The following is a 26978-nucleotide window of genomic DNA, read 5'->3' on the forward strand; positions in this document are numbered from 1 at the left end:
CTCCGGCAAAAAGGTACTGACCTCTTCTGCCGGAGTGAATTCTATTCATCTATTAAGCCAGTAATTCGAATACGCCTGCAGCACCCATTCCGCCGCCGATACACATGGTCACGACACCGAATTGCTCATTGCGGCGCTTCATTTCATGCAGAAGGCTGAGTGTCAATTTCGTTCCAGAGCAGCCCAACGGATGCCCAAGCGCAATGGCTCCGCCGTTAACATTGACCTTTTCTTCATCCAAGCCTAGATGACGGATAACCTGAATGGATTGAGAAGCAAACGCCTCATTTAATTCAAACAAACCGATATCAGACAGGCTTAATCCAGCGAGTTTAAGTGCCTTTGGAATAGCCTCAACTGGACCAATTCCCATAATCTCTGGCGGTACACCTGCAACCGCGAAGGAATGGAATTTCAAAAGCGGTTTTAATCCTTCAGCAATAGCCTTTTCCTTATCCATTAACAAAACAGCAGCAGCACCGTCACTCGTTTGAGAAGCATTCCCTGCAGTGACCGTACCGGTGACGGAGAAAGCTGGGCGCAGTTTGCCAAGTACTTCTGCCGTTGTTCCTGGTCGAACACCTTCATCAGTATCGAATTGGATTTGCTTTTCAATCAATTTATTATCTGCCCCAACCTGACGAAGGGTTACGTCAACCGGAACGATTTCATCCTTGAATTTTCCTTCAGCGATTGCTTTAGCCGCTCTCTCATGGCTTCGTACAGCAAACGCATCCTGATCCTCACGGGAGATATTGAATTTCTTTGCTACTTCCTCAGCTGTGTGGCCCATACCCATATAATATTCAGGAGCCGTTTCAGCCAATGTGGCATTAGGGCGGACGACATGACCCATCATCGGGACCATGCTCATCGATTCCACCCCGCCGGCCAGCACCGTATCAGAATGGCCGAGCATAATGCGCTCTGCTCCGTAGGCAATCGATTGAAGGCCAGAGGAACAATAGCGGTTGATGGTGATAGCTGGCACATTGTATGGAAGCCCAGCCAATGCTCCAATGTTTCTTGCAACATTCAAGCCTTGTTCTGCTTCAGGCATCGCACAGCCAAACACCATATCATCAATTGGACCGTCATAATTATTTGCACGTTTTAATGTTTCTTTAACAACCAAAGCACCTAAATCATCCGGTCTTACACTTGCAAGAGTTCCTTTTTTCGCTCTTCCGACCGGCGTTCTTGCTCCAGCTACTATTACTGCTTCTCTCATGCCAATCCCCCTCATTAATCGATTTATTCTTAGTTACGTAATGGCTTGCCTTTAACGAGCATGTGCTGCATACGAGCTTGTGATTTAGCTTCTTGAACAAGACTGATGAAAGCCTCGCGCTCAAGGTCAAGCAAATACTGCTCATCGACCTCAGTGCCATATGGAACCTTGCCTCCTGCAAGTACATAGGCAATCTTCTGCGCAATCTTCAAATCATGCTCAGATATATAGCCGGAATAAAGCATCGTTTGTGCCCCTAGCAGCAGGGCTGCATATCCAGGCTCACCGGATACAGGTATTTTCTTGCGAACCGGCGGCTTATAGCCTGTATTGGCTAATCCTAAAACGACCTGCTTCGCATCATATAATTGATGATCAGGATTGGCACTTACGCCGTCTGCCGCATTCAAGAAGTTATTATCACGGGCTTCTTCACCGGATGTGGATACCTTCGCTGTGGCAATGGTTTCAAATACCTTGATGGCTATTTGGGTAAGGTCAAAGTCTACCCCATTTGGCAGGCTGCTCAAATGTTTGATATACAATTCCTTATTTCCGCCTCCGCCAGGAAGCAAGCCGACTCCTGTTTCAACAAGACCCATATAGGTCTCAGATGAGGCCTGAATGCGGGCTGCCGGCAAGCAAATTTCTGCTCCTCCGCCCAGTGTCATATTGTGCGGTGCAGCTACTACTGGTTTCTTGCTATATTTAATCTTCATCATCGCTTGCTGGAATTGACGAATAATCATATCAACATCAAATATATTGTCATCCTGAACTTCCATGAGAATCATGGCCAAGTTGGCACCGACACAGTAATTCTTACCCTGGTTGCCAATTACCAAGCCTTTGTAATTCTTCTCGACTTCATCAATCGCATAATTAATCATTTGGATAATGTCAAAACCAATCGCGTTATTTGGTGAATGGAATTCAAGCAAGGCAACACCATCGCCGAGATCAATCAGGCTGGCGCCGCTGTTTTTCTTAATAACTCCTTTTTGCTTTTTGAGCTGCTTCAAGTTAATCGCTTTCTCATTAACAGCGACTTCCTTGTAGTCTCCATTTATATAGAAGAGCGTGCCATTCTCCCCTTCTTTATAGAAGGAGGTGTGGCCAGCTTCAAGCATTTCTTTCACCCACGCAGGAACCGTCATACCCTCTTCTTCCATCTTAGCTACAGATTTCTCAACCCCAATGGCATCCCAGATTTCAAACGGCCCAAGCTGCCAGCCGAAGCCCCACTTCATCGCTTGGTCAATTGCGACGATATCATCTGCAATCTCACCTAATAATTGTGCTGAGTACACAAGTGTTGGGCTAGTGATATTCCACAATAATTCCCCCACGCGGTCTTTCGCATAGACAAGTGATTTCAATTTACGAGCTGCGCCTTTTGCCTGCTTCGCCATCTCTAGTGATGGCGCTTTCAGTTTCTTACGCTCTGTATATTCAAGTGTAGATGGGTCCAGCTCAAGAATCTCTTTCCCCTTCTTTAGGTAGAATCCTTGGCCTGATTTGCTTCCGAGCCATCCATTTTCAAGCATTTTTGTCATGAACTCTGGTATTTCAAATACTTTCTTTTCTTTTTCATTGCTGACATTGTCATAGACATTCCTCGCAACATGCGCAAATGTATCAAGACCGACTACATCAAGCGTTCTAAATGTCGCACTCTTCGGACGTCCAATCAGCGGGCCTGTTACAGAATCAACCTCGCCAACACTGTAACCCCTTTCAATCATTTCCTGGACAGTGACGAGCAAGCCATAGGTTCCAATTCGGTTCCCGATGAAGTTCGGTGTATCCTTCGCCTCTACGACTCCTTTGCCAAGTACATCCTCACCAAACAATTTCATCGCCTTTAAGACCTGCGGGTCGGTATCCTTTGTCGGGATAATCTCCAATAGCTTTAAGTACCGCGGCGGATTAAAGAAGTGAGTTCCAAGGAAATGCTTCCGGAAGTCCTCTGAGCGTCCTTCTGCCATCGCTTCGATTGAAATGCCGGATGTATTGGAACTGATAATCGACCCAGGCTTTCTATATTCATCTATTTGAGCAAATACACTTTGTTTAATATCCAATCTTTCAACAACTACCTCAATGATCCAATCACAGTCACCGATATTCGGTAGGTCGTCCTCGAAATTTCCTGCTTCGATTAATGATAGGTTTTTCTTTGAAGTCAGTGGTGCAGGCTTTTGTTTGACTAATTTTTGAATTGCTGTTTGGGCTAGTCGGTTACGAACTTGCTTATCTTCGAGTGTAAGCCCCTTCTTTTGTTCGTCTCCAGAAAGCTCTCTCGGAACGATATCTAGTAGCTTAACTGGAATCCCCAGATTGGCTAAATGTGCGGCAATCCCAGATCCCATTACTCCGGAGCCTAATACGGCTGCTTTTTTAATTTGAAGGTTCAACATTAATCCCCCTTTAATTTGAATGAATGCTCATTCATTTTTAACTCAAAAAAATTTGAAAATTAATATCCTATATTTATAAATATAAGAGATATTTGTAAATTCTGCAATGAAAAAGCCATAAAAATGGTATTTTTGTTTTGCAACATTTAGTAAAAGCTATATGTGGAGGTGATTCACTAATGGCTCGATTAAAGAAAAATCCATCTAAAGCAGGTGTCAGTGCGGCAAGCGTGAAAGGAGACGCTGGACCGCATGTAGAAAAGCGTTATGGAAAGTCCAACAGCCAGAACAGTCAATTCAAAAAATAATGGACCCCATACCATTATATGAATGGTACAGGGCCCATAAACCTTGTTTGCCTAATTAAACGGTGTACATTTTATTATATTCCATGGAGACCCTTGTTCCTGCTTTTCCTTCAAGGGCTTCCACAACTTGATCAAGGGAGGTAATGATTGTTGCTCTGCCTTCCCTTGATTCTGCGAATTGAATGGCGGCCTCAACCTTTGGAAGCATGCTTCCTGGTGCGAATTGCCCTTCCTCCGCGTATTCTTTTAACTGTTCCGTACCAACTTCTTCAAGCATCAGCTGATTCGGTTTATTGAAATTGATATAAATATTGTCTACAGCTGTAAGAATAAGGAAAACATCCGCATCAACAAGCTCAGCTAGCTTCTCTGAAGCAAAGTCCTTATCAATTACAGCCTCGACTCCGATTAATTCTCCATTCTTTTCTACGACCGGTATTCCGCCGCCGCCTGTTGAGATGACAATTTTGCCGTCTTCAACAAGTGTATTGATGCTTTTATGCTCTTGAATGCTGATCGGCTTTGGTGAAGGAACTACCTTTCTCCAGCCGCGTCCTGCGTCCTCTTTTACAGAAGCCCCTGTTTCGGACATCATTTTTTCTGCTTCTTCTTTTGTATAGAAAGGACCAATCGGCTTTGTCGGATGAATGAAGGCAGGATCATTCTCGTCAACAACTACTCGTGTAACAATGCCGACAACCTCTTTATCCAGCCCCTTTTTGGCTAATGCTTTATCCATTGCATTTTCTAGCCAATACCCGATCATCCCTTGGGACATTGCACCGCATGTATCGAGAGGCATTGCTGGATTCTTTTCACTGTCCGCTGCTTTTTGCTGCAAAAGAATATTGCCGACCTGCGGACCGTTCCCATGAGAGATTAAAATATCATTTCCTTTCTCGACAAGGCCGACAAGCTGTTCGGCTGTCTTCTCAAGCGCCTTTTGCTGTGCTTTAGCACTCGCATCTCCAGACTGTATAGCATTGCCTCCGAGAGCAATGACAATCTTTTGCCTTTTCATAAAAGAATTCCTCCTACCGTATCAAATGAATGGATTAAATCGTAATGCCTCCAGTGATTAATTCATAAATGGCCATGACCGCAAAGATAATAAGTGCGGCAGAAATCGCCAAGTCTGATTTGGTGAATACTTGTTTCACATTGGCTTCTTTTTGAACGAGATAATAAATAATGATACCTGGTGCATAGAGCAGCATAGTTAATAGTAGGTAACCGACACCTGCTGCATAGACCATCCAGATAGCATAGACGCTCGCAACAATCCCAACAACGAGATTCTTCGTACGATCGGCTGCTTTATCTTGAATGGAATATTTCAATTGATAGAATGCTGTGAAAGCATATGGAATCAAAATAGCTGATGATGCTAATGAGAATGCAAAGTTATACGCTTCCTCAGATACTAGGAATGTAAGTAAGAATACTTGGATTAATCCGTTTGTCAGCCATAGAGAATTGGATGGCGCACCATTCTTGTTCACTTTTGCAAACCAAGATGGGAATAATTTTTCTTTACCTGCCAAATATGGAATTTCAGCTGCAAGCATTGTCCAGCCTAACCAAGCTCCCAATACGGAAATGATCAAGCCAAGGTTGATGACAATAGCACCCCAAGGACCAACAATACTTTCAAGTACATAGGCCATGGAAGGGTTGCTTAACCCAGCTACATCTGCTCGAGCCATAACACCCATAGACAAGAAGGAAATTAAAATATAAATAATGAGCGTACTTACCAAACCGATAACAGTTGCTTTACCGATATCTTTTTTGTCTTTGGCACGAGTTGAAAGAACAACCGCTCCCTCAATACCAATGAATACCCATAATGTAACTAGCATTGTGCTTTTTGATTGAGCCATGACATCAGCGAATTGGAATCCGCCGCCTGTTCCCCAGAAATCATCGATGAAAATATCTGCATGAAAAGCAAAAATACCGATAATAATGAATAGGAAAATAGGAACAAGCTTAGCGATTGTTGTCACGACGTTAACAAGCGCTGCAGAGTGTACACCGCTTAATACAAGACCATGAACGAACCATAAAAGTATACTTGCCCCGATAATGGCAGCAATCGTTTGGCCGCCTTCAAAGATTGGGAAGAAATAACCGATGGATGAGAATACGAGTGTCGCATAGGCTACGTTTCCGAGCCAAGCAGAAATCCAGTACCCCCAAGCACTGTTAAACCCTAGGAATTTACCAAAACCTGCTGTAGCATAGCTAAATACCCCGCCATCCAGGTCAGGGCGTTTTTCATTCAAGTTTTCAAAAGAGAATGCTAGAGCAATCATCCCGATACCTGTGATGACCCAACCAATGATTGTGGCACCCGGTGATGCGGCTCCTGCCATGTCGGAGGCTAAGTTAAATGCTCCGCCGCCAATCATGGAACCGACAACAATCGCGATTAACGAAACCAAACCTAACTTCTTGTTACCATCCATTGTTTCTCACCTCTTTGATAAATTGTGAAGGCAGGGAAGCAAATCCCCGCCTCCTGATCTATGTGATTAATCAATATCACCCAATGTTAGGGCCATTACAGCCTTGATTGTGTGCATACGGTTTTCCGCTTGATCAAATACTTTAGAGTGTTTGCTGCGGAATACCTCATCTGTCACTTCCATTTCACTTAATCCGTGTTTTTCATGCACTGCACGGCCATAGGAAGTTTCTAGATCATGGAATGCTGGCAAGCAGTGAAGGAAAATAACATTATCATTGCCTGTTTTTCTAATCATCTCCATGTTCACTTGATATGGAGAAAGCAAGGCGATGCGTTCTGCGAATTTATCCTCTTCACCCATGGATACCCAAACATCTGTATAAATGACATCTGCTCCATTTACCGCTTCATCAACATCTGCTGTAATGGTTACACGTCCACCAGATTTCTCTGCCAATTCTCTTGCTGTCTCAACGATAGAGCTTTCAGGGAATAAAGATTCAGGAGAGCAAATTCTCACATCCATACCGACGATTGCTCCGCCAATCAGCAAGCTGTTTGCAACATTATTGCGGCCGTCTCCGACATAGACAAATTTCACACCTTTTAAGTGGCCGATATTTTCTTTAACAGTTAAGAAATCTGCTAATGTTTGAGTCGGATGCCACATATCTGTCAAGCCATTCCATACTGGAACACCAGAGTGTTCAGCCAATAACTCTACTTTAGAATGCTCGAATCCGCGGAACTCAATTCCGTCAAACATTCTGCCAAGAACCTTTGCTGTATCTTCAATAGATTCTTTCTTTCCAAGCTGAATATCATCTTTACCCAAGTATTCAGGGTGTGCTCCTAGATCGATACAAGCAACTGTGAAAGAGCAGCGAGTTCTTGTTGATGGTTTTTCAAAAAGAAGGGCAATGTTCTTGCCAGCCATATAATGATGCGGAATGCCTTGTTTCTTCATTTCTTTCAAATTAGCCGCAAAATCAATCATGTATAATAATTCTTCTTCAGAAAAATCCTTTTCACATAAGAAACTTCTTCCTTTGAAATCTGGTTTTGTTACTAGCATTTAGACGATTCCCCTTCCATAAATGGTGAATGATTTATCTTTTAGTCGTAATTAAATATCCTCGCGTACAATCGGCATGCTCATGCAGCGTGGGCCCCCACGACCGCGGGATAATTCCGAGCTTTTGACTTCAATAACCTTAATGCCGTGTTCACGTAAGCATTGGTTAGAAATATAGTTTCGATCATATGTAACAACCACACCTGGTGCAATCGCAAGCGTGTTGGATCCATCATTCCATTGTTCACGCGCAGCTGCGATTTCATCACCGTTACCGCAAAGAATCAGGTCAAGCTCAGAAAGATTCAAGACTTCTTTCAACGCCTCTTGAAGGTTTGTGCGGTGAGTGACATTTACATGGTTTTCATCTTCACCTTTTTCAAGGATATAGATATTCATTTTACCGCCTGGGCCTTGAATCATTGGATGCATGGTGAAGCTATTATGGTCGACCATCGTGAAGACAGTGTCCAAATGCATGAATGCACGGCTTTTTGGAATTTCAATGGCTACGACTTTCTTAACTTTGTCTTGTTTAGGATGTTTGAATAGGTTCAAAGCCAAGCGCTCAATGGCTTTAGCAGATGTACGTGCTGATACGCCAATCGCAATGACTTCTTCACTCAAGACAAGCTCATCGCCGCCCTCAATTGGATTATGATAATTGCGATCAAGCCAAACTGGAATATCATGACCCGCAAATCTTGGGTGATGCTTAATGATATATTCCATGAACATAGATTCACGGCGACGAGCAGGCTCTCTCATATTATTAATAGTTAAGCCATTGCCGATTGAAGCAGCAGGGTCGCGTGTGAAATAAAGGTTTGGCATTGGATCGGTGTAGAATGGATAATGATCCTCCATCATTTCATACAAATGTTTTCTCTTCTCAATCTCAAGCTCATTCTTGCGAATACCGGCCATAATTTTATTGACCATATCGAGATTAGAGAATGATAATAAATACTCTTGAAGATTCTCAAAAGTTTGAGGACTTGTCGCATTGCTTTCTTTTAGCATACGGCCGACAAATTCCTTTTTAATTTCCGGGTTGGTTAATGATTCGGCCACCAAGTTTTCAAGGTACAAAACTTCAATGCCCTGGTCTTGCAAGGTCTTAGCAAAATAATCATGTTCTTCTTGGATTTTAGGTAAATAAGGGATATCATCGAAAAGCAATCTCTCTAGATATTCCGGGGTTAAGTTTTCTACTTCTTGACCTGGACGTTTTAACATCACAGTTTTTAATTTCCCAATTTCTGAAGTTACATGAATAGGGGTGCTCAATCTCCTTACCTCCCGCGTTTGATTTAACTTACAAGTTAATTATAAGAAACACTCCATTTTAAAATTGTGATAATTTTCACATAAAAAGTGTGTAAAATCTCACAAAATTCTTTATAATTAGCGAAATAACCGTATGATTATTTAAACACCATCCAAGAAAGCGCTTACCGAAAACGAAAAACTGAATAAAAAGCTGTATAATACACATCTTCTATTCAAAAAAATTTTTTTAATGACTTAGCGTAACCATCCGATTTTCTACTACTTTTGCCTGTTCCTTCGTTTTGCAAATAATGAGGCATGTATCATTCCCGCAGATTGTGCCAGCTTTTTCTGTCCAATCCAGCTCATCCAATACTGCTCCTATTGTTTGAGCATGGCCAGGCAGCGTCTTTAAAATGATAAAATACTCAATTCGCTCCATTCCAATTAGCGCATCTTCTAGCTTTTTACGTAATTTCATCGTATCTAAATATTTATACTCAGCTATGAAACCATATCGGGTACCGCCCGATTTCGCAGGATATTTTGCTAGGTTCAGTTCGCGAATATCCCTTGAGATCGTTGCCTGTGTTACCTCAAGCCCATTCTTCGCCAATTCCTCCACAAGCTGTTCCTGTGTCTTAATTTCATTTTGAGTAATCACTTTCTTAATTAAGGCATGTCTTTCTTTCTTGTTCATCATCATCATCCTTTCTCATGTTGAACTGCATAAGAGGCCTATCCCCATTTGACTGGACATAGACCTCCCCCTTTAGCCTTCTATATAAAATGTCGGTATCTCACCCTTATCCGCTATATCTTCAGGAGAGAAGGTTACCTTTACAGCTTTCTTCTCACGCTGCTGCAAATAAGCCGTCTCAACCTTTTTTGTCTTCAAACCTGCTTCCTTTGGAAATACGAGACTGATTTGCTGGGAATGATGCTGGAAATTACGAAGGACAATCGAGCATTCCACCATTCCGTTATCCGTCAATTCTGTGCATGAGCTTTCATCCTGAATATAGACGACGGCCTCCGCACCTGATTGGCCGGAATGCGCATATACCTCTTCCCCTATTTCGAAAAGGTTGTTAAAGGCAATAGACGGTACGAGGACAGCCAATGTCAAGACAGCCGGCTCCATAAAACGATATTTCCTTCGATGGGCAGGATATTCCTCGGCAAACCATTTCACGAGCAGCAATACGCCAATAAATTGGATAAAGGCAGCCAGCAGCCATATATTAGAGAGACCCAGAAATCCCTCCGTTGGCAATGAGAACTCTTCAAACAACTGGCTTCCGACCATTGACTTCTGACCTGGAAACTGTAGTACAAGAGCCAGACCAGTTACATAGACAACGGCTCCCAATACATTATAGGACACTTTAATCATTGTAGCACTTCCATTCTAGCCAATGTTATTAGTCCTATAATACTGGTTATATATGTGTGTTTTCAAATAATATGTATCTTAAGACCTATATAACTAGTTTTTCAAAATATTGGGGCTCGTGTATGTAAATCATTTTCTCCTTGATGGTTAGTTTTTTTTCCCGTTTCAATTTATTAATGACAAGGCTGGCCGTTTCTCTTGATGTACCTGACAGCACCGATAACTTAGAAGTTGTAAAAGGAAAATCAATTCGTATATAATCTGGATACTCTACTCCAAGGTCCATCATTAAATAAGAAATTGAATTTAACACCCTCTCCTGTGCATTTGGAATAATGCCATGCTGTATTCGCTTCTCCTGCCCTTCGAGAATTTTTCCATATTCCTTAATTACTTTTTGCAGCAGCCGATTATGCTTGGACAAAAAGCTTTCAAACACATCTGTAGACAGGTAGACAACATGGATATCTGTTTCGGCAATAGCAGAATGACAATATTCCTTGCTTCCCGTAAATAAGCCATTATAAGGAAACAACGTATCCTTCTTTATGTATTGATTATATTGCATACTGCCCTGCTTGTTTGACTTTTCCAGCGTGACATAACCATCAAGCAAATAATAGATTCTTTGCCTCGGATCTCCCTGCCAAAAAAGATACTGTCCCTTCTTGAGTGTTCTTTCGTATAAAAATGGTTCTAATACACTTAAATCTTGCTTACTTAAGGACGAGAACAATTCCTTACCCTTAATAAGATCAATGATTTCACCGCTCATAATGTACACCCGCTTCACCCTATTTTTGTGCTTGCTTCATTGTCTTGATCTTTGTTTCAAACATTTCTGCAATACCCATCAATTGTTGACAGACGGAACTGTACTTCCTTGCTACCTTTATTGTATCACGAGTAATTAGTACTAAATGATCTCTGAATTTATTATATCAAAATAATAAAATGGTATGTAGAGAGTTTCCTACATACCATTCATGTTTTAGATGATTCATTTATACAAATCGAGCTTGATTAAGCTGGCTCAAAGCATCATTCAGCAAGCTCTCCCACCCTGCCTGACTAACAGCAACCATTGAGGATGTACCGATATTTACATTAAATTCACCTAGATCTCCAGTCAATTTGTAGTAGTCGCCTAATTTAAGAAGTTCCTTATGCAGGGTCCTTTCAAGATCAATAGCTTCATTGCCAAATAGTCCGGATAAGATCACACCAAATAGATTGCCGTCAAGCTTCACAGCTTTTCCTCCATATCGCTCAATCACTCTCAACACTTCTGCTGCATCCTTCAAGAGATTCTTTCCTACGGAAAAATCTATCATCCGTCTTGCCTCAAAGGAAAAATCCAAGGTAATAATCATCAATGTTATAGGTGTGCCTGATTTCCTTGAATATTCCCATAATTCCGTCAAATGAGAGCGAAAATACCTGGCATTGGGCATATTTAATGAACAGTCTGTCAGAGCTAATACCTGAAGCTCTTCATTTTTCTTCAAAAGACGAAAAACATTTTCTTTCTGTTCAGTTATTTCAAGAAAACCTACCAAAACCTTCTCCATCTCTCCTGTCCCATTCAGCACAGGAGTAGCAGAAGCTTCAATCCAGACACTCTTGTTCAATGATGGATGTGATAGTCTCATCGTTCTTTTTTTACTATGGTTTCTTGTATTAAACGTCACAGTGAGCGGCATATCCTCTATGAGAATACCTTTACCTTGATCATCTGTGATTTCCCACTCCGTGTTCAACAGTGGAAAAGGCGATGCTAGTTGCTCCTTAGAGAACATGTTCAAAATATCCAGAGCTACTTCATTCATTTCACACACATTTCCATTCCGGTCATAGATAATCACACCATAGTCAATCTCGTTCATACCAATAGCCCAATCCTCTTTTTCCACTGAGCTTTTCCATCCTCCTGAGAAAATGGCGGTACAGAGCAGAGCAATAAGAAGTAATACAAGTATAAGTGTCGGCAGCCAATGCACATAAAGGACAGACTCTGTCCAGTGGTAAAGCGCTGCCATTTGAAGAATGCTGAAAAAGAATAATAGCATAATTATGTACAGAAAAATCTTCCTCCATTGCTCTTCCATCATCTCTACTATCTTTCGCTTCATATTTGGCCACCAAAACTTTCCCTCGTATTTATCATTTTCTACATTAGGCCTGTATTCTTTTTATCTTTCTATTTATCATAGGTTAGTTCACAGTATATTTCTACCATTTTTTCATATTGTCCTACAAAGAAAAAAGAAGGGATGAATCCCTCCTTTTCTTCATGAAGTTGAAAACATATATTTCTTATGGTGATATCGGATGCTGAAAATCAGTCCTAGTGCCATCATATTACCAAGGAGTGAACTCCCCCCATAGCTTAAGAATGGCAATGGAATACCAGTGATTGGCAATAAGCCGATCGTCATTCCAATATTCTCGAATACGTGGAAGGTCAGCATGCAAATGACACCGACGCAAATATACGTATTATATTCATTCTTCGTTTCAAGTCCGATTTTAGTCATATTATAGACAAGCATAAAGTAAAGAATAATCACAATGCTTGCACCAAGGAAGCCATATTCCTCGCCAATGACAGCAAAGATAAAGTCTGTATGCCCCTCCGGCAGGTACACTTCACGGTTCCCAAATCCTTTGCCCGAGGTCGTTCCTGACCCAATGGCCAGTAAGGATTTAATTAATTGATACCCCTCTGAGGAGGTATAATTGTACGGATCCAGCCACGCATAAATCCGGCCAAATTGGTATTGTTTCACGTGGAAGTATTTCTCCATAATATCTGGATGCCAGACAACGAGATAAAAAATCACGCCAACCAGCAGGAAGCCTCCCCCGAACATCGGCACGAGCATCTTCCATGTTATCCCTGATACGAATATCATTCCAATCATGATGGCAATCATAACGAGTGAGGTTCCCAGGTCAGGCTGCTGCATGACGAGCAATAATGGTGCTCCTGTCGTTAATCCTATCTTCATCAGCAGTATAAAATCCGTCTGCAAAGTCCTGATACGGTGCTTTGCATGATGGTTTTGTATAAGGGCTGACAAGGCCATAATCAAAAATACCTTCATCATCTCCGAAGGCTGGATAGAGCCCACCCCTGGGAATTGATACCAGCTCTTTGCCCCATTTCGAATCGGTGCCAAGGTTTCTGGAGCTACAATAAGTCCGAGTAAGAGAAGGAGACCAAAGCCATATAAATACCATGACATCTTCTTCAGCTGATCCGCATCCAATGTCATAATTAAAAAGGCAATTGTCAATCCGACCACGTACCACATGATTTGTTTTACGACAAAGTTTTCCCCATACTGACCGGTTGTCTGGGCACTATATATGGCCAGACAGCTCGTGACAAATAGAAGGAAAATGATGAACAAAAGACCGTAATCGATCTTAGACGTGAAATTTCGATTATTATTGTTAGACATGTAAACCCACCATATTCATCCTAAAGTTAAGGTAAAGCCATACCCCTTATTATACTTGAACAGGCTAAAATCACAACTTAAAGGATATCAGCCAATTTTATAACCTAAAGTTAATATTATACACTTTTTGATACCAATGAGCATCCATTTCTTTTTTGTACACCATTTTGTACCAGTTTCAGATTTCCCGTTATTAAGAAAAATAAAGAGGGTAAAGAGAAAAAAGCGAAGAAAGAAGGAGGAGTATGTCATGGAACGAAAATCGAAACAAACATTCCAGCATACATATATTCCTTTAACCTCCATGACCAGCGGAATGGGGATTGAAGTCAAGGAAGATATTTATGTACTGAACACCCAGATTGTGAATGTTATATTAGTCGGCCAGCCGAACCAAGAGGACTTCGTGTTAGTGGACGCAGGAATGCCCAAGGCCGATGATGAGATTATCGAAGCTGTCGAAAAACGCTTCGGCGAAGGCAGCAAGCCGAAGGCCATTATTCTGACACACGGGCACTTCGATCATGTCGGGGCACTCGAGGCCTTGCTTGAGAAATGGGATATCCCCGTTTATGCACACAAACTGGAGCTTCCCTACTTAACCGGACAGCGCAATTACCCTGAACCGAATACAAAGGCTGCCGGCGGACTTGTACCAGACATCGCCCGTTTCTTCCCGAATCATGGTATTGACATAGGCAATAAGGTACAGCCATTGCCAGACGACGGAACCGTTCCTTATATGCCCGGCTGGCAATGGCTACACACACCCGGTCATACACCTGGCCACGTCTCTCTCTTCCGTGAAGAAGATTGCTTCCTGATTGCCGGGGATGCTTTCGTTGGAGTTAAACAAGAATCCTTATATAAGGTTCTTACACAGAAGCAGGAGATCAGCGGGCCGCCAGCCTACTTCACTACTGACTGGGAAGCTGCTCGTGAATCCGTCCGAAGACTGAATGACTTGAAACCTAAATATGCTGTCACTGGCCATGGGCTGCCGTTGTTAGAAGAATATTTATCACATAAGCTGGATGAACTTGCTGTACATTTTGATGAAATAGCCAAGCCCCAGAAGCGTATATATGAAGAAACATGAATAAAGAAAAGGAACCACTCCCGAATGCTTCACCAGGATGGTTCCTTTCTTGTTGAACCCTGCTTGCTGCAGGAATTATTAGCGTTCCCAAGGACGATTAGTATTAAAGAATTCTGCGAGTTCTTTACTTTGCTTACGGTGTTCCTTCCGTTTAGCTGCTCTAAAGGCTGCAGTTTCGTTCAATTTCTTTTCTTCTTCCGTTTCCGGAATGACTTTTGGCACCCGTGTCGGCTTTCCGCTCTCATCCATCGCAACAAATGTCAAGAAGGCTGTGGCAGCTATTTTGCGTTCACCTGTCATTAAATGCTCGGCAGTGACCTTAACGAACACTTCCATGGAACTATTCCCTGTCCAGCTCACATAGGACTCCAAGCAGACAGAATCCTCCGGAGAGATAGGAGCTAAGAAATCGACAGAGTCGGTAGAAGCCGTTACAACAGCGTTCCGACAATGCCGCGTCGCCGAGATAGAAGCTGTCATATCAATATCACTCATAAGTTTTCCGCCAAATAATGTGTTATGATCATTTACATCACTCGGAAAGATTCGGCTTGTTTTTACTACTCTGGATTCATTACACGTTTTTGTTTCCATTATCCTCTTACCTTCTTTCTAGAAAACCAAATGCCAGTCATTGGCAGGATTTGAATAACAATATTTAATTTTAACAAACTATAAAATACGAATCAAATAACGGTGATTACTGTGAAATATGGTTTCATGTTTATTTTATATTTCTGGAGGGGTCCCATATGAACAAAGCTGATTTAAACGAAGCGCTGCAGGCCGAAAAAGCCAGATTAGCAGATATCGTTTCCTTAATAGAGAAAAGAGCTGAGTCTGTGAGAAATTCACAGGGGGGAATCAGACAGGATGTAACAGAGATCCGCCAAACCTTCTGGGACGACGTAACCGTTAATATTGACGACCCGGAGGACGCTGTGGAAACACTGGCGAGTATCCGCCAGCAGGCAGAGCTCTTGTCCGAACGTGAACGGGCACACGGCCATATGAGCAGACAGCTGAAGACATTAAATCTCCTCAAGGATTCTCCTTATTTTGGACGTGTTGATTTTCACGAAGAAGGAGAAGCAATCACTGATATTGTCTATCTCGGCATTTCATCATTGATGGATGATGCGAAGGAGAATTTCCTTATTTATGACTGGCGGGCACCAATCTCAAGCATTTATTATGACTATTCGCCCGGACCTGCTCAGTATGAAACACCTGGCGGCATCATCAAAGGAGAAATGGAGCAGAAAAGGCAATACATTATTAAGGGTGGACAGCTGAAAAGCATGTTCGATACAGGCATTACAATTGGGGATGAAATTCTGAAGGAAGTGCTTGGCAAAAATGCAGATAGCCAGATGAAGAATATCGTTGCCACCATCCAAAAGGAACAAAATACGTTGATTCGAAATGACAAAAAGCGCTACCTTGTCGTTCAAGGGGCAGCCGGCAGCGGCAAGACGTCCGCCGCCCTGCAAAGGGTTGCCTTCCTTCTATACCGGCATGTTCATGAGATTAAGGCTGATAATATCCTGCTCTTTTCCCCCAACCCGCTATTTAGCAGCTACACAGCCACTGTTCTTCCATCACTCGGAGAAGACAATATGCAGCAGGTTACCTTCTTTGATTACATGGCGAAAATGATTGGGGACGACTATGAAGTCAGCGACCCGTTTGAGCAAATGGAATACGTCCTGCATGAGGAAGATGATGATTTCTACGAGGCTAGACTTGAAGCCATCCGCTACAAAAACACACTGGAATTTAAGGCACTGCTTGACCAATATATCCAATCTCTCAGCCATGCCGGGCTTCAGTTCAGAAATATCAATTTGCGTAAGAAGACACTGATAACGTCTTCTGCTATAGCTGACTATTTTTATTCCCTTGATTCATCGCTCTCCATCCAGAACCGCCTAGAGTTTGTAAAGGACTGGCTTCTAAAGGAACTGTACAAAATCGAAAAATTGGAGCGCCGTTCCGAATGGGTAGAGGAGGAGATTGAGCTTCTGGATACAGCAGACTACACCAAAACCTTCCAGCTTTTGCGCAAAAGGAAATCCTATACAGAGGAGACATTTGATGATTTTGACAGGGAACAGCAAGAGCTGGCCAAAAAGGTTACCCATAAATACTTCAAGCCGATTCGAATAGCCGTTAAGCAATTCCGTTTCTTGAATGTCAAGAAGATGTACAAAGACTTGTTTCAGGAAAATATTGCCGAACAGCTGAAAATGGAAGCTTCTATTCCAGCCAGCTGGGGAGAGATTGGCGGAATTACCCTTAAGGAAACAGGTCAAAATCGCCTTCCATATGAAGATGCTGCTCCGTATTTATACTTTAAAGAAGAGCTTGAAGGGGTTAGAACAAACAGACTGATTCGCTACCTTTTCATTGATGAAGCACAAGATTACTCTGCCTTCCAGCTCGAAGTCATTCACCGGCTCTTTCCAAATGGGCGCATGACGATATTAGGAGATATGAATCAAGCCATTTACGCCCATTCCTACGGAGCACCGACACTGCTGTCAGAGGAACTTTACCCAGCCGACGAAACGGAAAGAATTATCTTATTGAAGAGCTATCGTTCCACACGCCAAATCATTGACTTCACCAGTGCCATTCTAGGTGATATTCAGATTCAGCCCTTCAATCGAAATGGAATGCTCCCTGTCCTCTATCAACGAACAGACATTGATGCATCCTATAAGCTGATCACTCAGCTGCTAAAGAGCCTGCAGGAGGCTGGACACCAAACCATCGCTATTATATGCAAAACACAATACGAGGCGGATATGGCCTTTGAAAGGTTAAAAGGGATTGAATTCGTTCAACTGATGGACAAATCCATTTACAGCTTCACAAAGGGCATTCTCATTCTTCCAGCCTATTTGGCAAAAGGGATTGAATTCGATGCAGTTATTATCTTTAATGCATCGAAGGATCAATACTATCGTGAACAAGAACGAAACTTATTCTATACAGCCTGTACGCGTGCGATGCACGAGCTCCACCTTCTCTCATGCGGAGAGCCAAGTCCATTTATCAAAGATGTTCCTAATAACTTATATGAATTAAGATGACCAAATGACATACAAAATCCCCTCGCACATTGGCTGCGAGGGGATTTATTCTTACCTTCTTATGGATGACCAGGCAAGTAGATGGTGAATGTTGTGCCTTCCTTCGGCTTGCTCTTGACCCGTATCGAGCCATGCATGGACTTCACAATCCGATAGACAGCTACCATCCCTAAGCCCGTACCCTTGACACCTTTAGTAGAAAAATAAGGCTCACCAAGCCGGCTGATCTGTTCATCACTCATCCCGATTCCTGTATCAGATATGGTAATATTAATCCCTTTCTTGATTGGCTGTGCCTTCAAAATCAGGACACCGCCCTCCTGCATGGATTCAATTGCATTCTTTACGAGATTAACGAAGCATTGCTGGAATAAATGCTTTTCTCCATTCACGTAAAACACAGGTACATGACATTGAATAAAGACCGCATTCATATTCGCAAGCGGCTTCACAATTTCAATCACCTTGAGAATCTCAGATTGGATTTCAATGGTTTCCTGCAGTTCCATAGAAGGCTTTGCAAAGGCAAGGTAATCATTGATGATATTCTCTGCCCGATTCAATTCAGATATGGCTATATCAATAAATTGCTGCTTCTTCTCTGCCGGCAGGTTATCATCACTCTTTAATAATTGCAAAAACCCCTTTGTTGCTGTTAAAGGGTTGCGAACTTCATGAGAGATTGATGCGGCCAAATGACTGACAGCCTGAAGTTTCTCCGTGTTGATGATCTCCCGCTTCAGCATTCTGCTCCTCTTTAAATTCTCCATATAATACACTAAGCCGAGAAGTCCTCCTATATAGACAAGCATATAGAGAATGCTGTCGAGCCATGTCCACCTATTGGAGAAAAGGCCGTTCGCCAAGGACATACTGATAATGGAGGAAATCAGCGCAATTAAAAAGGCTTGCGTATATTTCTTTTTTATTGGAATCTTAATATAGATTTTTCGTAAATAGAGTGAGATTAACAAAGGCGGCAAACTCGTCATGATGGTATAAAGTCCTTGCAAAGGATGGATCAATGTCGACATGACAGTTAAAAGAATAAACAGCATGGTTCCTATCCAGGCACGACCATACAGTACTCCGATAATCACAACCAGATCCCCGATATGCAGGGAGAGGGATGAATTTATTTCAGAAACAAAAAATAGCCTATTGATGAGGAGGCTGCCAGCAAGCGCGATAAATAAGGCCAAATAGTTGTTATTTTCGTCCGTTTCCCTTTTTACCTGCCAAAAATAATTAATTTGTACGCAGATCAAGATGATAAACAAGTTGATGATGAAACTTTCAACAAGGTCATTGATCATATTTTTCTCCCTTTTGAATAGGTTGGCTTATAATGAAGTTTAGTGGAAAATAAATGCAATGTAAATGTAAAATGACATTTTTTTCTAAATATTCTTACAGTAATATATTTTGTAACTCCAAATATTCGAGTCTATCCGTCTTTTTTCCCCTTTTTATCATTTATTCCCCTATATTTCTTCACCATAAAACCGTTGTTACTTTTTTCTATTAATTATCATGATCATCAGTAAATATGAATGTCCTATCTCCTGTCGAACCCCATCTTAACTTCGGAGATATTCCTTATCATTTTGGATAATGCTAAGGGATCACGAAATGAACTGTCCATGCACCTATCCAACTTTAACTATATTTAAATAATCTATACTTTCTAGCTCATCTTAAGGAAATACAGGCATAAAGAAAGACAGATTCTGACGAATCTGTCTGAATAGCCTAAAGAAACTTGAGTCTATCAAGCTTCTTTAGCGAAATCTTCTCTATTCAAATAACGTTTACTATCCTAGGGGGAAAGATAGCAACAATTATTCACAAAGGGTTATGTTATTGCTCTGTTACCGTTACGGATACGGTTTTTTCCGCTCCATCACGGTATAGTTTGATTTTTACGGTATCCCCGCTCTTTGTATGGCTGTATAGGTATTTTCTGAACTCACTGAGAGTCGAAACCTCTGTATCATCGACTGAGACGATCACATCATATGTTGCGATGCCAGCTTTATCAGCAGGTGATCCAGCTTCAACTTGCGTAACCACCAGCCCTTCTGACACGTCAGCTGGAAGGTTAAGCTGACGCTCCAGTACGTATTGCGGAATCTCTGCAATAGACTGCAAGCCTACGCCCACATAAGCGCGTTGGACGGATCCGTCAGCAAGCAGATCATTCACAATTGTTTTGACCTCTTGAGTTGGGATGGCAAATCCAATCCCTTCTACATCTTCCGAGGAGATTTTCATACTGTTGATTCCAATGACCTGACCACTTGAGTTCACAAGTGCTCCTCCGCTGTTCCCTGGGTTGATGGCAGCATCCGTCTGGATAACATCCATATCCCATTCACCAGCTGATGTAGAAACAGTCACTGTACGCTGCAGGCCACTGATAATTCCTTGTGTCACTGAACCAGAGAAATCTAAGCCAAGCGGATTTCCGATAGCAAGCACTTCCTGTCCGACACTCAATTTATCGGAATCCCCGAATTCTGCTACCTTCGTGACATTCTTACTGCTGATTTGCAAGACGGCAAGGTCTGTCAGCGCATCTGTACCAACAAGCTTAGCTTCCACTTTTGTTTCATTAGCTAAATATACTTCAATGGTATCAGCATCTTCAATTACGTGATTATTCGTAACAATATAGGCATAATCGCCTTCCTTCTTAAAGATGACACCTGAACCAGTTCCGCTTTCTTCCTTGTCTGAGCTCTCCCCTTCAGTGGTCGGTAATCCATAGTTATAGTAGTTTTCTGTGCTCATTTTCTGGATATTGACGACCCCCACAACAGCAGGGGATACTTCTTCGATCATCTTAATTGTGTCACTTGTGGAAATGGCTGTCTCATCAATTTGCAGCCCATCCTTATCATCAACTTGGGCAACGGCAGTTTCAACTGATTCTACAGTTCCATCTCCGCTGCCAGGCAGGAATCCGGTTAAATCAACAAATCCAAAATAAGAACCAGAGCCAAGGACAATCGCTCCTCCAAGAATGGCTGTAATCACAGGTGTAAGCCATCTTTTTCTGCTTTTCGATGACTGGCTTTCATGAGGCTCTTGTTTGTCCGGTTGTTCGTTGCTAATAACAGGCTCAATTGATTCCTCAGCTGCATGATCGTATGGCCCTTTGCCAATTTGGCTGGAATCAAGCTCATGATATCCCTGATAGGATACATAGGTCGGATCAATAGAACGGCTCGTTGGCTCAGCTTCTGTTGTTTCATTTATCGTTTCTTCATCATTTCGCTTTGTTTCTTCCCATTCATCACGTTCATTTCGGTTAGTGAAATCCATCTAATTCCTCTCCTTACCTATTATGCTGAAAGTATATGAATTAATGATTACGTTAAAATAATAGTTTCCTGACTACATTACCTACTATACCCACACTTTGTGTCAGAGGTATGTCAGCGTGTAATATTTTTATAAAATGATACCTTTATTATAAATGGAAGTCTATTCTTGTGTTTCCTTTAATAAATGGAAAAGCTGGCGATGGTCTCCGCCAGCTTCCGCCTCTTTATTCATCCCTGTAAGGAAGATTGATGGTAAAGGTCGTCCCTTCCCCGTTGCTTTTTAAAAGCTTTAGGTCGCCTCCCATGGCTCTTGCCAGCATCTTGCTGAAAGGCAGGCCGAGCCCCAAGCCTCTTACCTTATATTTCTTTTCTTCACCGCGGTAGAAACGCTCAAAAATCAAATCCTGCTCAGCAGCAGGGATTCCTGTGCCATTATCCTGAACATCAATTGCGAGCCATTCACCATCCGTCGGGTGAATGGTGATCGTGATTTTTCCATCCCCCTGAATAGCCTGCTTTGCATTATTAAGCAGGTTAATGAGAATTTGCTGGAGACGAAGCGTATCAGTATACACTTCGAAGTCTTCCTCAGGCTTATCGATGGCAACCTCTATATCGGAATTATCTTGAATAATGCTCCATTGATAGACCATCTCTTTCACGCTTTCTCCAATGAAGCATGGTTTTTTATTCACTGGAATGGCGTTTGCCGCAAAAGAATTGAAATCAAGCAAATCCCCGACCATCTTCTGCAGACGATTCGTCTCCTGCAAGGAAATAGCAAGAAACTCCTTTGCTTCTTCTCCTGTAACAACCTTATCGTTCACTGCCTGCAGGAGGCCGCTGATAGAGGTGACAGGGGTTTTCAATTCATGCGTCACCCCGGCAAGCAGCTCAGCCCTAATGGATTCCAGCTGTTCAAGCTTAAGGGCCATTTCTTTAAATGAATGAACTAGATCATACACCTCTTGTTCTCGTACCCTTTCATTCAGCTCAACATCGTAATTACCTGCTTCGACTTCCTTTGCTGCCTTTGCTACATTCTCAATCGGCTTAAGCAGACGTTTAGACAGGAAGTATATCGCTGCCCAGCCAAGCATGGCTGCACTGAGAATCATCAGAAAGAGCAACTTGTATTCCTGGTCGACAGCAGTCAGCTCTGCCTCCGACTGGATGACTACGACCCAGCCAAGAACAGAATTATTCAAGGTAATCGGTCGTTTGATGAGATAATAATCTCTCCCGCCAATATTGTTTAATTTTCTTACCTCATCCTCGCTCGAAATTAACTTCTCCGAAAAGGATGAAATCCTTAAATGATTCTCTGAGCGGTTCTCCATAAGAATCGTACCGGACGGGTCGACGATATAAATGGATGGACTACCGCTTGTTTCAAGTAATTTTTTCCGATTATAAAATAATTCATCATTTCCATCGGTCGGTATATCGGTCCCAACTATTTGATCAAGCATTCGCGCAGCCACTTCCTCCGCCAAATATTGATCAATCTCAAGGTTTTTATTTAAAGTCGATTGCCGGATGATAATTCCCGTGACGAAGCCAATCACCGCCAAGCCAATCACAAGCGTAACGAGATAGCGTATTGTCCAATAGCGCAGGAGGCTGATCCTTTTTTGTTCCTCCTGCTCCTTAGCCCACTTATTTTTCCATGCATAGGTGAGATGGGTGATTTTAGTCTGAAGTTTATTTTTTATCGAAGACACTTAACTGATACCCCAATCCCCGCAAAGTTTTGATTTCTCCTTCTGTACTAGGCCAATTTTTCAAGGCTTTTCTCAATCTCTTAATGGATAAATCAACTGCCCGGTCACTGCCATCATAATCCAGACCCCATACATGTTCAATCAACTGGTCCCGTGTGAATAATTGATTGGGATGCTGACTCAAAAAAATGAGCAGTGCGAGATCACGTGGAGTCAAATCCAATTCAATACCATGCAAAGTGACCGAATGAGCCTTCATATTGATGGTTAATGAACCAAATTGCTTCCGTTCTTTATCATCAATGACCTGCACTGACCTTCTAAGTACTGCCTGTACCCTTGCGACAACCTCATCACCGACAAACGGCTTCGTAATATAATCATCTGCTCCATCATTCAAGCCTGTGAGCCGGTAGTTCACATCACCAAGGGCTGTCAGCATAATAACCGGGCATGTGCTTTCTATGCGGATCTCCTTCAAGATATCCCATCCGCTTTTACCAGGAAGCATCACATCGAGCAGCACCAAATCCGGCTTATACTCGTGGAATTCATCGATTGCCTCTTCACCTGTATAAACTTGTTTCGTCTCATAGCCCGCTTTTTTCAAATATGCCTTTAACACTTGGCTGATTGCGATTTCATCTTCAACAATCAAGATTTTATGCATGCTGCAACACTCTCCCGCTAAAAACGAATAGGACAAAAATCCCCGAAATGTCCGGAGATTTTTGTTTTACTCTTATTTTACACCATTACTGGTTCTTCCTTATTTGAAATCGTGATTTCACCTTTTGATAAGCGAATATTCACATCCGAAATCTTGGCCAGATTAGTATCATGCGTTACAACAATGACACATTTTCCTTCTTTATGAGCCAGATCAAGGAATAAGTCGATGATTTCCTTCGCTGTGTCCTCATCCAGGTTTCCTGTTGGCTCATCGGCCACAATCAATTCCGATTGGCAGCACAGAGCCCGCGCAATTGATACACGCTGCTGCTGGCCGCCGCTCAAGGTAAGCACACGCTGATGAGCCTGCTTCTCATCGATCCCGACCTTCTGAAGCATTTCCAGTGCATAGGCCTTGCGGTTATCCACCTTAGTTCCCGTTATTTCCATAGCGGTCGTGATATTTTGCAGGGCCGTCATATAAGGGAGCAGATTGTATGCCTGGAAGACAATAGAAACATATTTATTTCGAAATTTGGAATAACCGATTTTTTTGATATTCTTTCCTTCATACAGCACTTCCCCATCCTTCGGCATATCCAGCGCACTCGCTAATGCCAGGAAGGTTGTCTTCCCAGACCCGGAAGGACCGACAATGGTATAGAACAGACCTTTATTAAAGGATACATTAATTTTCTTTAGTATGTCTTGCCTCTTATTCTCAAACTTATACCAATAACTTACATCCTTAAATTCCAGTAAATTCGTCATTCATTTCTCCTCCTTAATCCTGTCTTGAAAGAATTGCTTTCGGCTGCAGTCTAAATACGGATAATGAAGGAATTAATGTCGCGATAACCGCAATCAGCAAACCAATTCCCGTCAGCTTTCCTAGATCAGATGGAGTTACTTGAACATCCAGGTCAACCGTTGCCACTTCTGCGTCAGCTGCACCAGCTTGTCCGCCAGGACCTCTGAAACCGCCTGGAGCACCCATACCCCCACCGCCCATTTGCATTCCTCTGCCGCCAAACTGAGTCGCATCTGCACTAGAACTTGCTGAAGCTTCCTCTTGTTGTGATAGAAGCTGGTCACCAATCTTATCAGCCACTAAATTACCTGTCAGGGAGGCTATCCCAATCGCAAAGACCGCAACAATAAGAATCTCGACGATAAATTGTCCAATTAACTTGCTCTTTTTCTCACCAATGGCAAGAAGGACACCCATTTCATATTTTCGTTCCCGAATGCCAAGCATCACAATTAATCCAAGAATAATTGCACCTGCAATGGTCACTAAATATACAATGTTTTTTGAAAATGAGGCGACATTATTGATTGGCTCTACCATTTGCTGATAAAGGTCATCATTTGCATCCAGCTTAAATGTATCTAAATCAATGACATCCATTGCCTTTGCATCCTCAATGAAGGAATCTGCATCAGCAGGATCTGCCATGTAATATGTAGCGCTATCAATTGTGCCCTCATAATCTTCGCCTTTCATTTCATTGGCTACTGTATAAGGAACATAGATTTTATTGTATGGGTTCATGGAAGTAAAACTCATCCCCATCGAATCAGTCGATGTGGAAGTCGTTTTGTAGATTCCGATAATCTCGACTTTTACTGTTGTATCTTCATCGCTTGTTGAGGCAACTTCAATGGTATCACCGACAGATAAATCATTTTCCTCTGCTAATGTTTCCTCAATGATGGCGACATTTTTACCAATATGCTCATCAGAAATATGCGTTCCCTCTGTCATTTCTGCATTCCCATCCATGAAATCACTCGTTGCATCTGTGAAAACCACCCCTTGCAGGGCCACATCTGCATCGCTCATGCCGTTATCAGGCATTTTCCCGCCCATTGGATTCGAATTGCTCGAAGTATCACTTGATGAAGCTTCAATAGGATCAAAGCTGCTGGCTGCTGCCTGTGTGCTTGAAGTGAAGTTATAGCCGCTTAATTGGGCTAAGGTCGTTAATTTCTCCGCATCCTCTACCTCAACAGGTGTTTGAGCAAAACGAAATGGCTCCCGGGCATCCTCTGAACCAGCACTTTCTCTTGCTTCACGCTGCTCCTGCATCATCTTCTCTTGGTCATAGCTCAGTGTGACGGTTCCTCCAAGCTGCTGTTTCGCAAGCTCTGCTGAAGTCGAAGCTGCACTCTGAATAGATAACCCGCTCAATACCAACACGCAAATAACCGTGAAGACAAATAACTGTAATATGCTTTTGCCCTTCTTGGCCTTTACGCTCAAGAATGCTCGTTTGATAAAGTTCATCCTTCTTCTCCATCCTCTCTCTATCTAACGTCAGTTATGTAACTAACTTGTCTATCACTTTAAAACGGAATTGTGTCAATTAAATGTCGGACGCGAAATTTTTTCTATTTAGTCGCCCTTGAAAGGATGCACAGACCTATCATTTGAACGAAAGGCTCTGTTAATCTTAAGTGTTGATTTTCGTTGCAGGCAGCAGCGAAACCGTGGTGAGGCGGTCGTGGAGCCTCCTCGAGTGCTTTGGCGCATTTGCGGGGTCTCTCCTGTCCGCTAATCTAAGCAAGGAGTCAACCACATGAAACGTTAACGGGCGGTATTCTAATATCAACTATCAAGCCAAACGAAAAAAAATAGCGGCAATGAATAGATTGCTCCATTCATTGCCGCTATTTAAAGCAAACACTTATTGAAGTTTGCTTTCCACTTCTGAGCACACTTGATCTGCCGTTAAACCATCCGCATTAATAACAGGGCCTTCAATCGTGACGTCCTGCATGCCCATCACATTCTTATCCATTCCTGTGATGACACAACAGTCACAGTTCGCAGCGCCACTCTCATGATTTAACTGCACCACTTCATGTCCCTTGTCACGAAGCGCTTGCTGCACATCTGATAAGGATTCTTCCACTCCTATTTTAGCCATTGCTTACACCTCCTCCAATGGTAGGATGTTCTGCCATAAAGGAAATTATTCATTTATCAAACAGTTTGATTTCAAAATGTTACATTATTGTTAATATCAAGCTTTTCTATTTACTATTTGTCAAATTAATACTATTATTCTATAAAAAGGGAAAGAATGTGATAGATATGAAATCTACCGGTATAGTCAGAAAGGTCGACGAACTAGGCCGCATTGTTCTTCCGATTGAATTAAGACGTACCTTGGATATTAACATAAAAGATTCAATTGAAATCTTTACGGACGAAAATCAAATCATCCTTCAGAAATACATGCCAGGCAAGGCTTGTATCATTACAGGTGAGGTGAGCAACAACAATATCACACTCGCCAACGGCAAAATCATCTTAAGTCCAGAAGGCATTCAGCGGCTCACTGCAGAACTGCATCATGTCATTAAACAATAAGGCATACTCTTCGTACAGGCGGAAAGATCCGCCTG

Annotated in this window: 23 protein-coding genes; 4 read left to right on the plus strand and 19 right to left on the minus strand. The window is 42.3% G+C overall.

What is annotated here, in order from left to right:
- Window positions 1-52 precede the first annotated feature (52 nt).
- Window positions 53-1231: an acetyl-CoA C-acetyltransferase gene (locus ACY8DX_RS18480; RefSeq protein ID WP_049669616.1), complete on the minus strand. Its 1179-nt coding sequence runs from the start codon at window positions 1229-1231 to the stop codon at window positions 53-55.
- A 29-nt stretch (window positions 1232-1260) separates the two neighbouring features.
- Window positions 1261-3651, minus strand: a complete 2391-nt coding sequence (locus tag ACY8DX_RS18485; RefSeq protein ID WP_462405777.1) for a 3-hydroxyacyl-CoA dehydrogenase/enoyl-CoA hydratase family protein — start codon at window positions 3649-3651, stop codon at window positions 1261-1263.
- A 179-nt stretch (window positions 3652-3830) separates the two neighbouring features.
- Here ACY8DX_RS18485 and ACY8DX_RS18490 point away from each other — a divergent pair, with 179 nt between their 5' ends.
- Window positions 3831-3959 carry a YuzL family protein gene (locus tag ACY8DX_RS18490; RefSeq protein WP_082196992.1) on the plus strand — a complete coding sequence of 43 codons (129 nt, stop codon included), beginning with the start codon at window positions 3831-3833 and terminating at the stop codon, window positions 3957-3959.
- 55 nt (window positions 3960-4014) lie between these two features.
- Here the strand turns inward: ACY8DX_RS18490 and arcC are convergent, their stop codons facing one another.
- The 9 genes from arcC to rodA form a co-directional block, all read right to left on the minus strand.
- Window positions 4015-4980 (minus strand): carbamate kinase, encoded by a 966-nt coding sequence (gene arcC, locus ACY8DX_RS18495; protein WP_049669614.1) that lies wholly within the window; start codon window positions 4978-4980, stop codon window positions 4015-4017.
- A 34-nt stretch (window positions 4981-5014) separates the two neighbouring features.
- Window positions 5015-6430, minus strand: coding sequence for an arginine-ornithine antiporter (gene arcD / locus ACY8DX_RS18500; RefSeq protein WP_049669613.1), 1416 nt, complete (start codon window positions 6428-6430; stop codon window positions 5015-5017).
- A gap of 66 nt (window positions 6431-6496) precedes the next feature.
- Window positions 6497-7507: an ornithine carbamoyltransferase gene (gene argF, locus ACY8DX_RS18505; RefSeq protein ID WP_049669612.1), complete on the minus strand. Its 1011-nt coding sequence runs from the start codon at window positions 7505-7507 to the stop codon at window positions 6497-6499.
- 51 nt (window positions 7508-7558) lie between these two features.
- Window positions 7559-8797 carry an arginine deiminase gene (gene arcA / locus ACY8DX_RS18510; protein WP_082196991.1) on the minus strand — a complete coding sequence of 413 codons (1239 nt, stop codon included), beginning with the start codon at window positions 8795-8797 and terminating at the stop codon, window positions 7559-7561.
- Window positions 8798-9026: 229 nt separating this feature from the next.
- A complete protein-coding gene (argR, locus tag ACY8DX_RS18515; protein ID WP_462405778.1) occupies window positions 9027-9488 on the minus strand; it encodes an arginine repressor in 462 nt (153 codons plus the stop codon).
- A 63-nt stretch (window positions 9489-9551) separates the two neighbouring features.
- A complete protein-coding gene (locus tag ACY8DX_RS18520; protein ID WP_462405779.1) occupies window positions 9552-10175 on the minus strand; it encodes a hypothetical protein in 624 nt (207 codons plus the stop codon).
- Window positions 10176-10260: 85 nt separating this feature from the next.
- A complete protein-coding gene (locus tag ACY8DX_RS18525; RefSeq protein ID WP_197089895.1) occupies window positions 10261-10950 on the minus strand; it encodes a Crp/Fnr family transcriptional regulator in 690 nt (229 codons plus the stop codon).
- A 229-nt stretch (window positions 10951-11179) separates the two neighbouring features.
- Window positions 11180-12307 (minus strand): diguanylate cyclase domain-containing protein, encoded by a 1128-nt coding sequence (locus ACY8DX_RS18530; protein ID WP_462405780.1) that lies wholly within the window; start codon window positions 12305-12307, stop codon window positions 11180-11182.
- A 159-nt stretch (window positions 12308-12466) separates the two neighbouring features.
- Window positions 12467-13642 (minus strand): rod shape-determining protein RodA, encoded by a 1176-nt coding sequence (rodA, locus tag ACY8DX_RS18535; RefSeq protein ID WP_049669607.1) that lies wholly within the window; start codon window positions 13640-13642, stop codon window positions 12467-12469.
- A 250-nt stretch (window positions 13643-13892) separates the two neighbouring features.
- Between rodA and ACY8DX_RS18540 the strand changes: the two genes are divergently transcribed.
- Window positions 13893-14741 (plus strand): MBL fold metallo-hydrolase, encoded by an 849-nt coding sequence (locus ACY8DX_RS18540; RefSeq protein WP_049669606.1) that lies wholly within the window; start codon window positions 13893-13895, stop codon window positions 14739-14741.
- A gap of 78 nt (window positions 14742-14819) precedes the next feature.
- Here the strand turns inward: ACY8DX_RS18540 and ACY8DX_RS18545 are convergent, their stop codons facing one another.
- Window positions 14820-15335 (minus strand): acyl-CoA thioesterase, encoded by a 516-nt coding sequence (locus ACY8DX_RS18545; protein WP_049669605.1) that lies wholly within the window; start codon window positions 15333-15335, stop codon window positions 14820-14822.
- Between the two features lie 158 nt (window positions 15336-15493).
- Between ACY8DX_RS18545 and helD the strand changes: the two genes are divergently transcribed.
- Window positions 15494-17839: an RNA polymerase recycling motor HelD gene (gene helD, locus ACY8DX_RS18550; protein WP_462405781.1), complete on the plus strand. Its 2346-nt coding sequence runs from the start codon at window positions 15494-15496 to the stop codon at window positions 17837-17839.
- Between the two features lie 59 nt (window positions 17840-17898).
- Here the strand turns inward: helD and ACY8DX_RS18555 are convergent, their stop codons facing one another.
- The 7 genes from ACY8DX_RS18555 to ACY8DX_RS18585 all read right to left on the minus strand — a co-directional run bounded on the left by ACY8DX_RS18555 (window position 17899) and on the right by ACY8DX_RS18585 (window position 26497).
- Window positions 17899-19155, minus strand: a complete 1257-nt coding sequence (locus ACY8DX_RS18555) for a sensor histidine kinase (RefSeq protein ID WP_049669603.1) — start codon at window positions 19153-19155, stop codon at window positions 17899-17901.
- A 544-nt stretch (window positions 19156-19699) separates the two neighbouring features.
- Window positions 19700-21166 carry a S1C family serine protease gene (locus tag ACY8DX_RS18560; RefSeq protein WP_439802627.1) on the minus strand — a complete coding sequence of 489 codons (1467 nt, stop codon included), beginning with the start codon at window positions 21164-21166 and terminating at the stop codon, window positions 19700-19702.
- Window positions 21167-21392: 226 nt separating this feature from the next.
- Entirely contained in the window at window positions 21393-22892 is a 1500-nt protein-coding gene (locus ACY8DX_RS18565; protein WP_462405782.1) for a HAMP domain-containing sensor histidine kinase, read from the minus strand.
- Window positions 22873-23562: a response regulator transcription factor gene (locus ACY8DX_RS18570; RefSeq protein ID WP_049669602.1), complete on the minus strand. Its 690-nt coding sequence runs from the start codon at window positions 23560-23562 to the stop codon at window positions 22873-22875. Before ACY8DX_RS18570 ends, ACY8DX_RS18565 begins: the two co-directional genes overlap by 20 nt.
- A gap of 77 nt (window positions 23563-23639) precedes the next feature.
- Window positions 23640-24335: an ABC transporter ATP-binding protein gene (locus ACY8DX_RS18575; protein ID WP_439802625.1), complete on the minus strand. Its 696-nt coding sequence runs from the start codon at window positions 24333-24335 to the stop codon at window positions 23640-23642.
- A gap of 13 nt (window positions 24336-24348) precedes the next feature.
- Window positions 24349-25854, minus strand: coding sequence for an ABC transporter permease (locus ACY8DX_RS18580; protein WP_462405783.1), 1506 nt, complete (start codon window positions 25852-25854; stop codon window positions 24349-24351).
- 400 nt (window positions 25855-26254) lie between these two features.
- Window positions 26255-26497: a YkuS family protein gene (locus ACY8DX_RS18585; RefSeq protein ID WP_462405784.1), complete on the minus strand. Its 243-nt coding sequence runs from the start codon at window positions 26495-26497 to the stop codon at window positions 26255-26257.
- Between the two features lie 167 nt (window positions 26498-26664).
- Between ACY8DX_RS18585 and ACY8DX_RS18590 the strand changes: the two genes are divergently transcribed.
- Window positions 26665-26943, plus strand: a complete 279-nt coding sequence (locus ACY8DX_RS18590; protein WP_462405785.1) for an AbrB/MazE/SpoVT family DNA-binding domain-containing protein — start codon at window positions 26665-26667, stop codon at window positions 26941-26943.
- Window positions 26944-26978: the final 35 nt, after the last annotated feature.

The sequence above is a fragment of the Gracilibacillus sp. Marseille-QA3620 genome, from assembly GCF_054950035.1.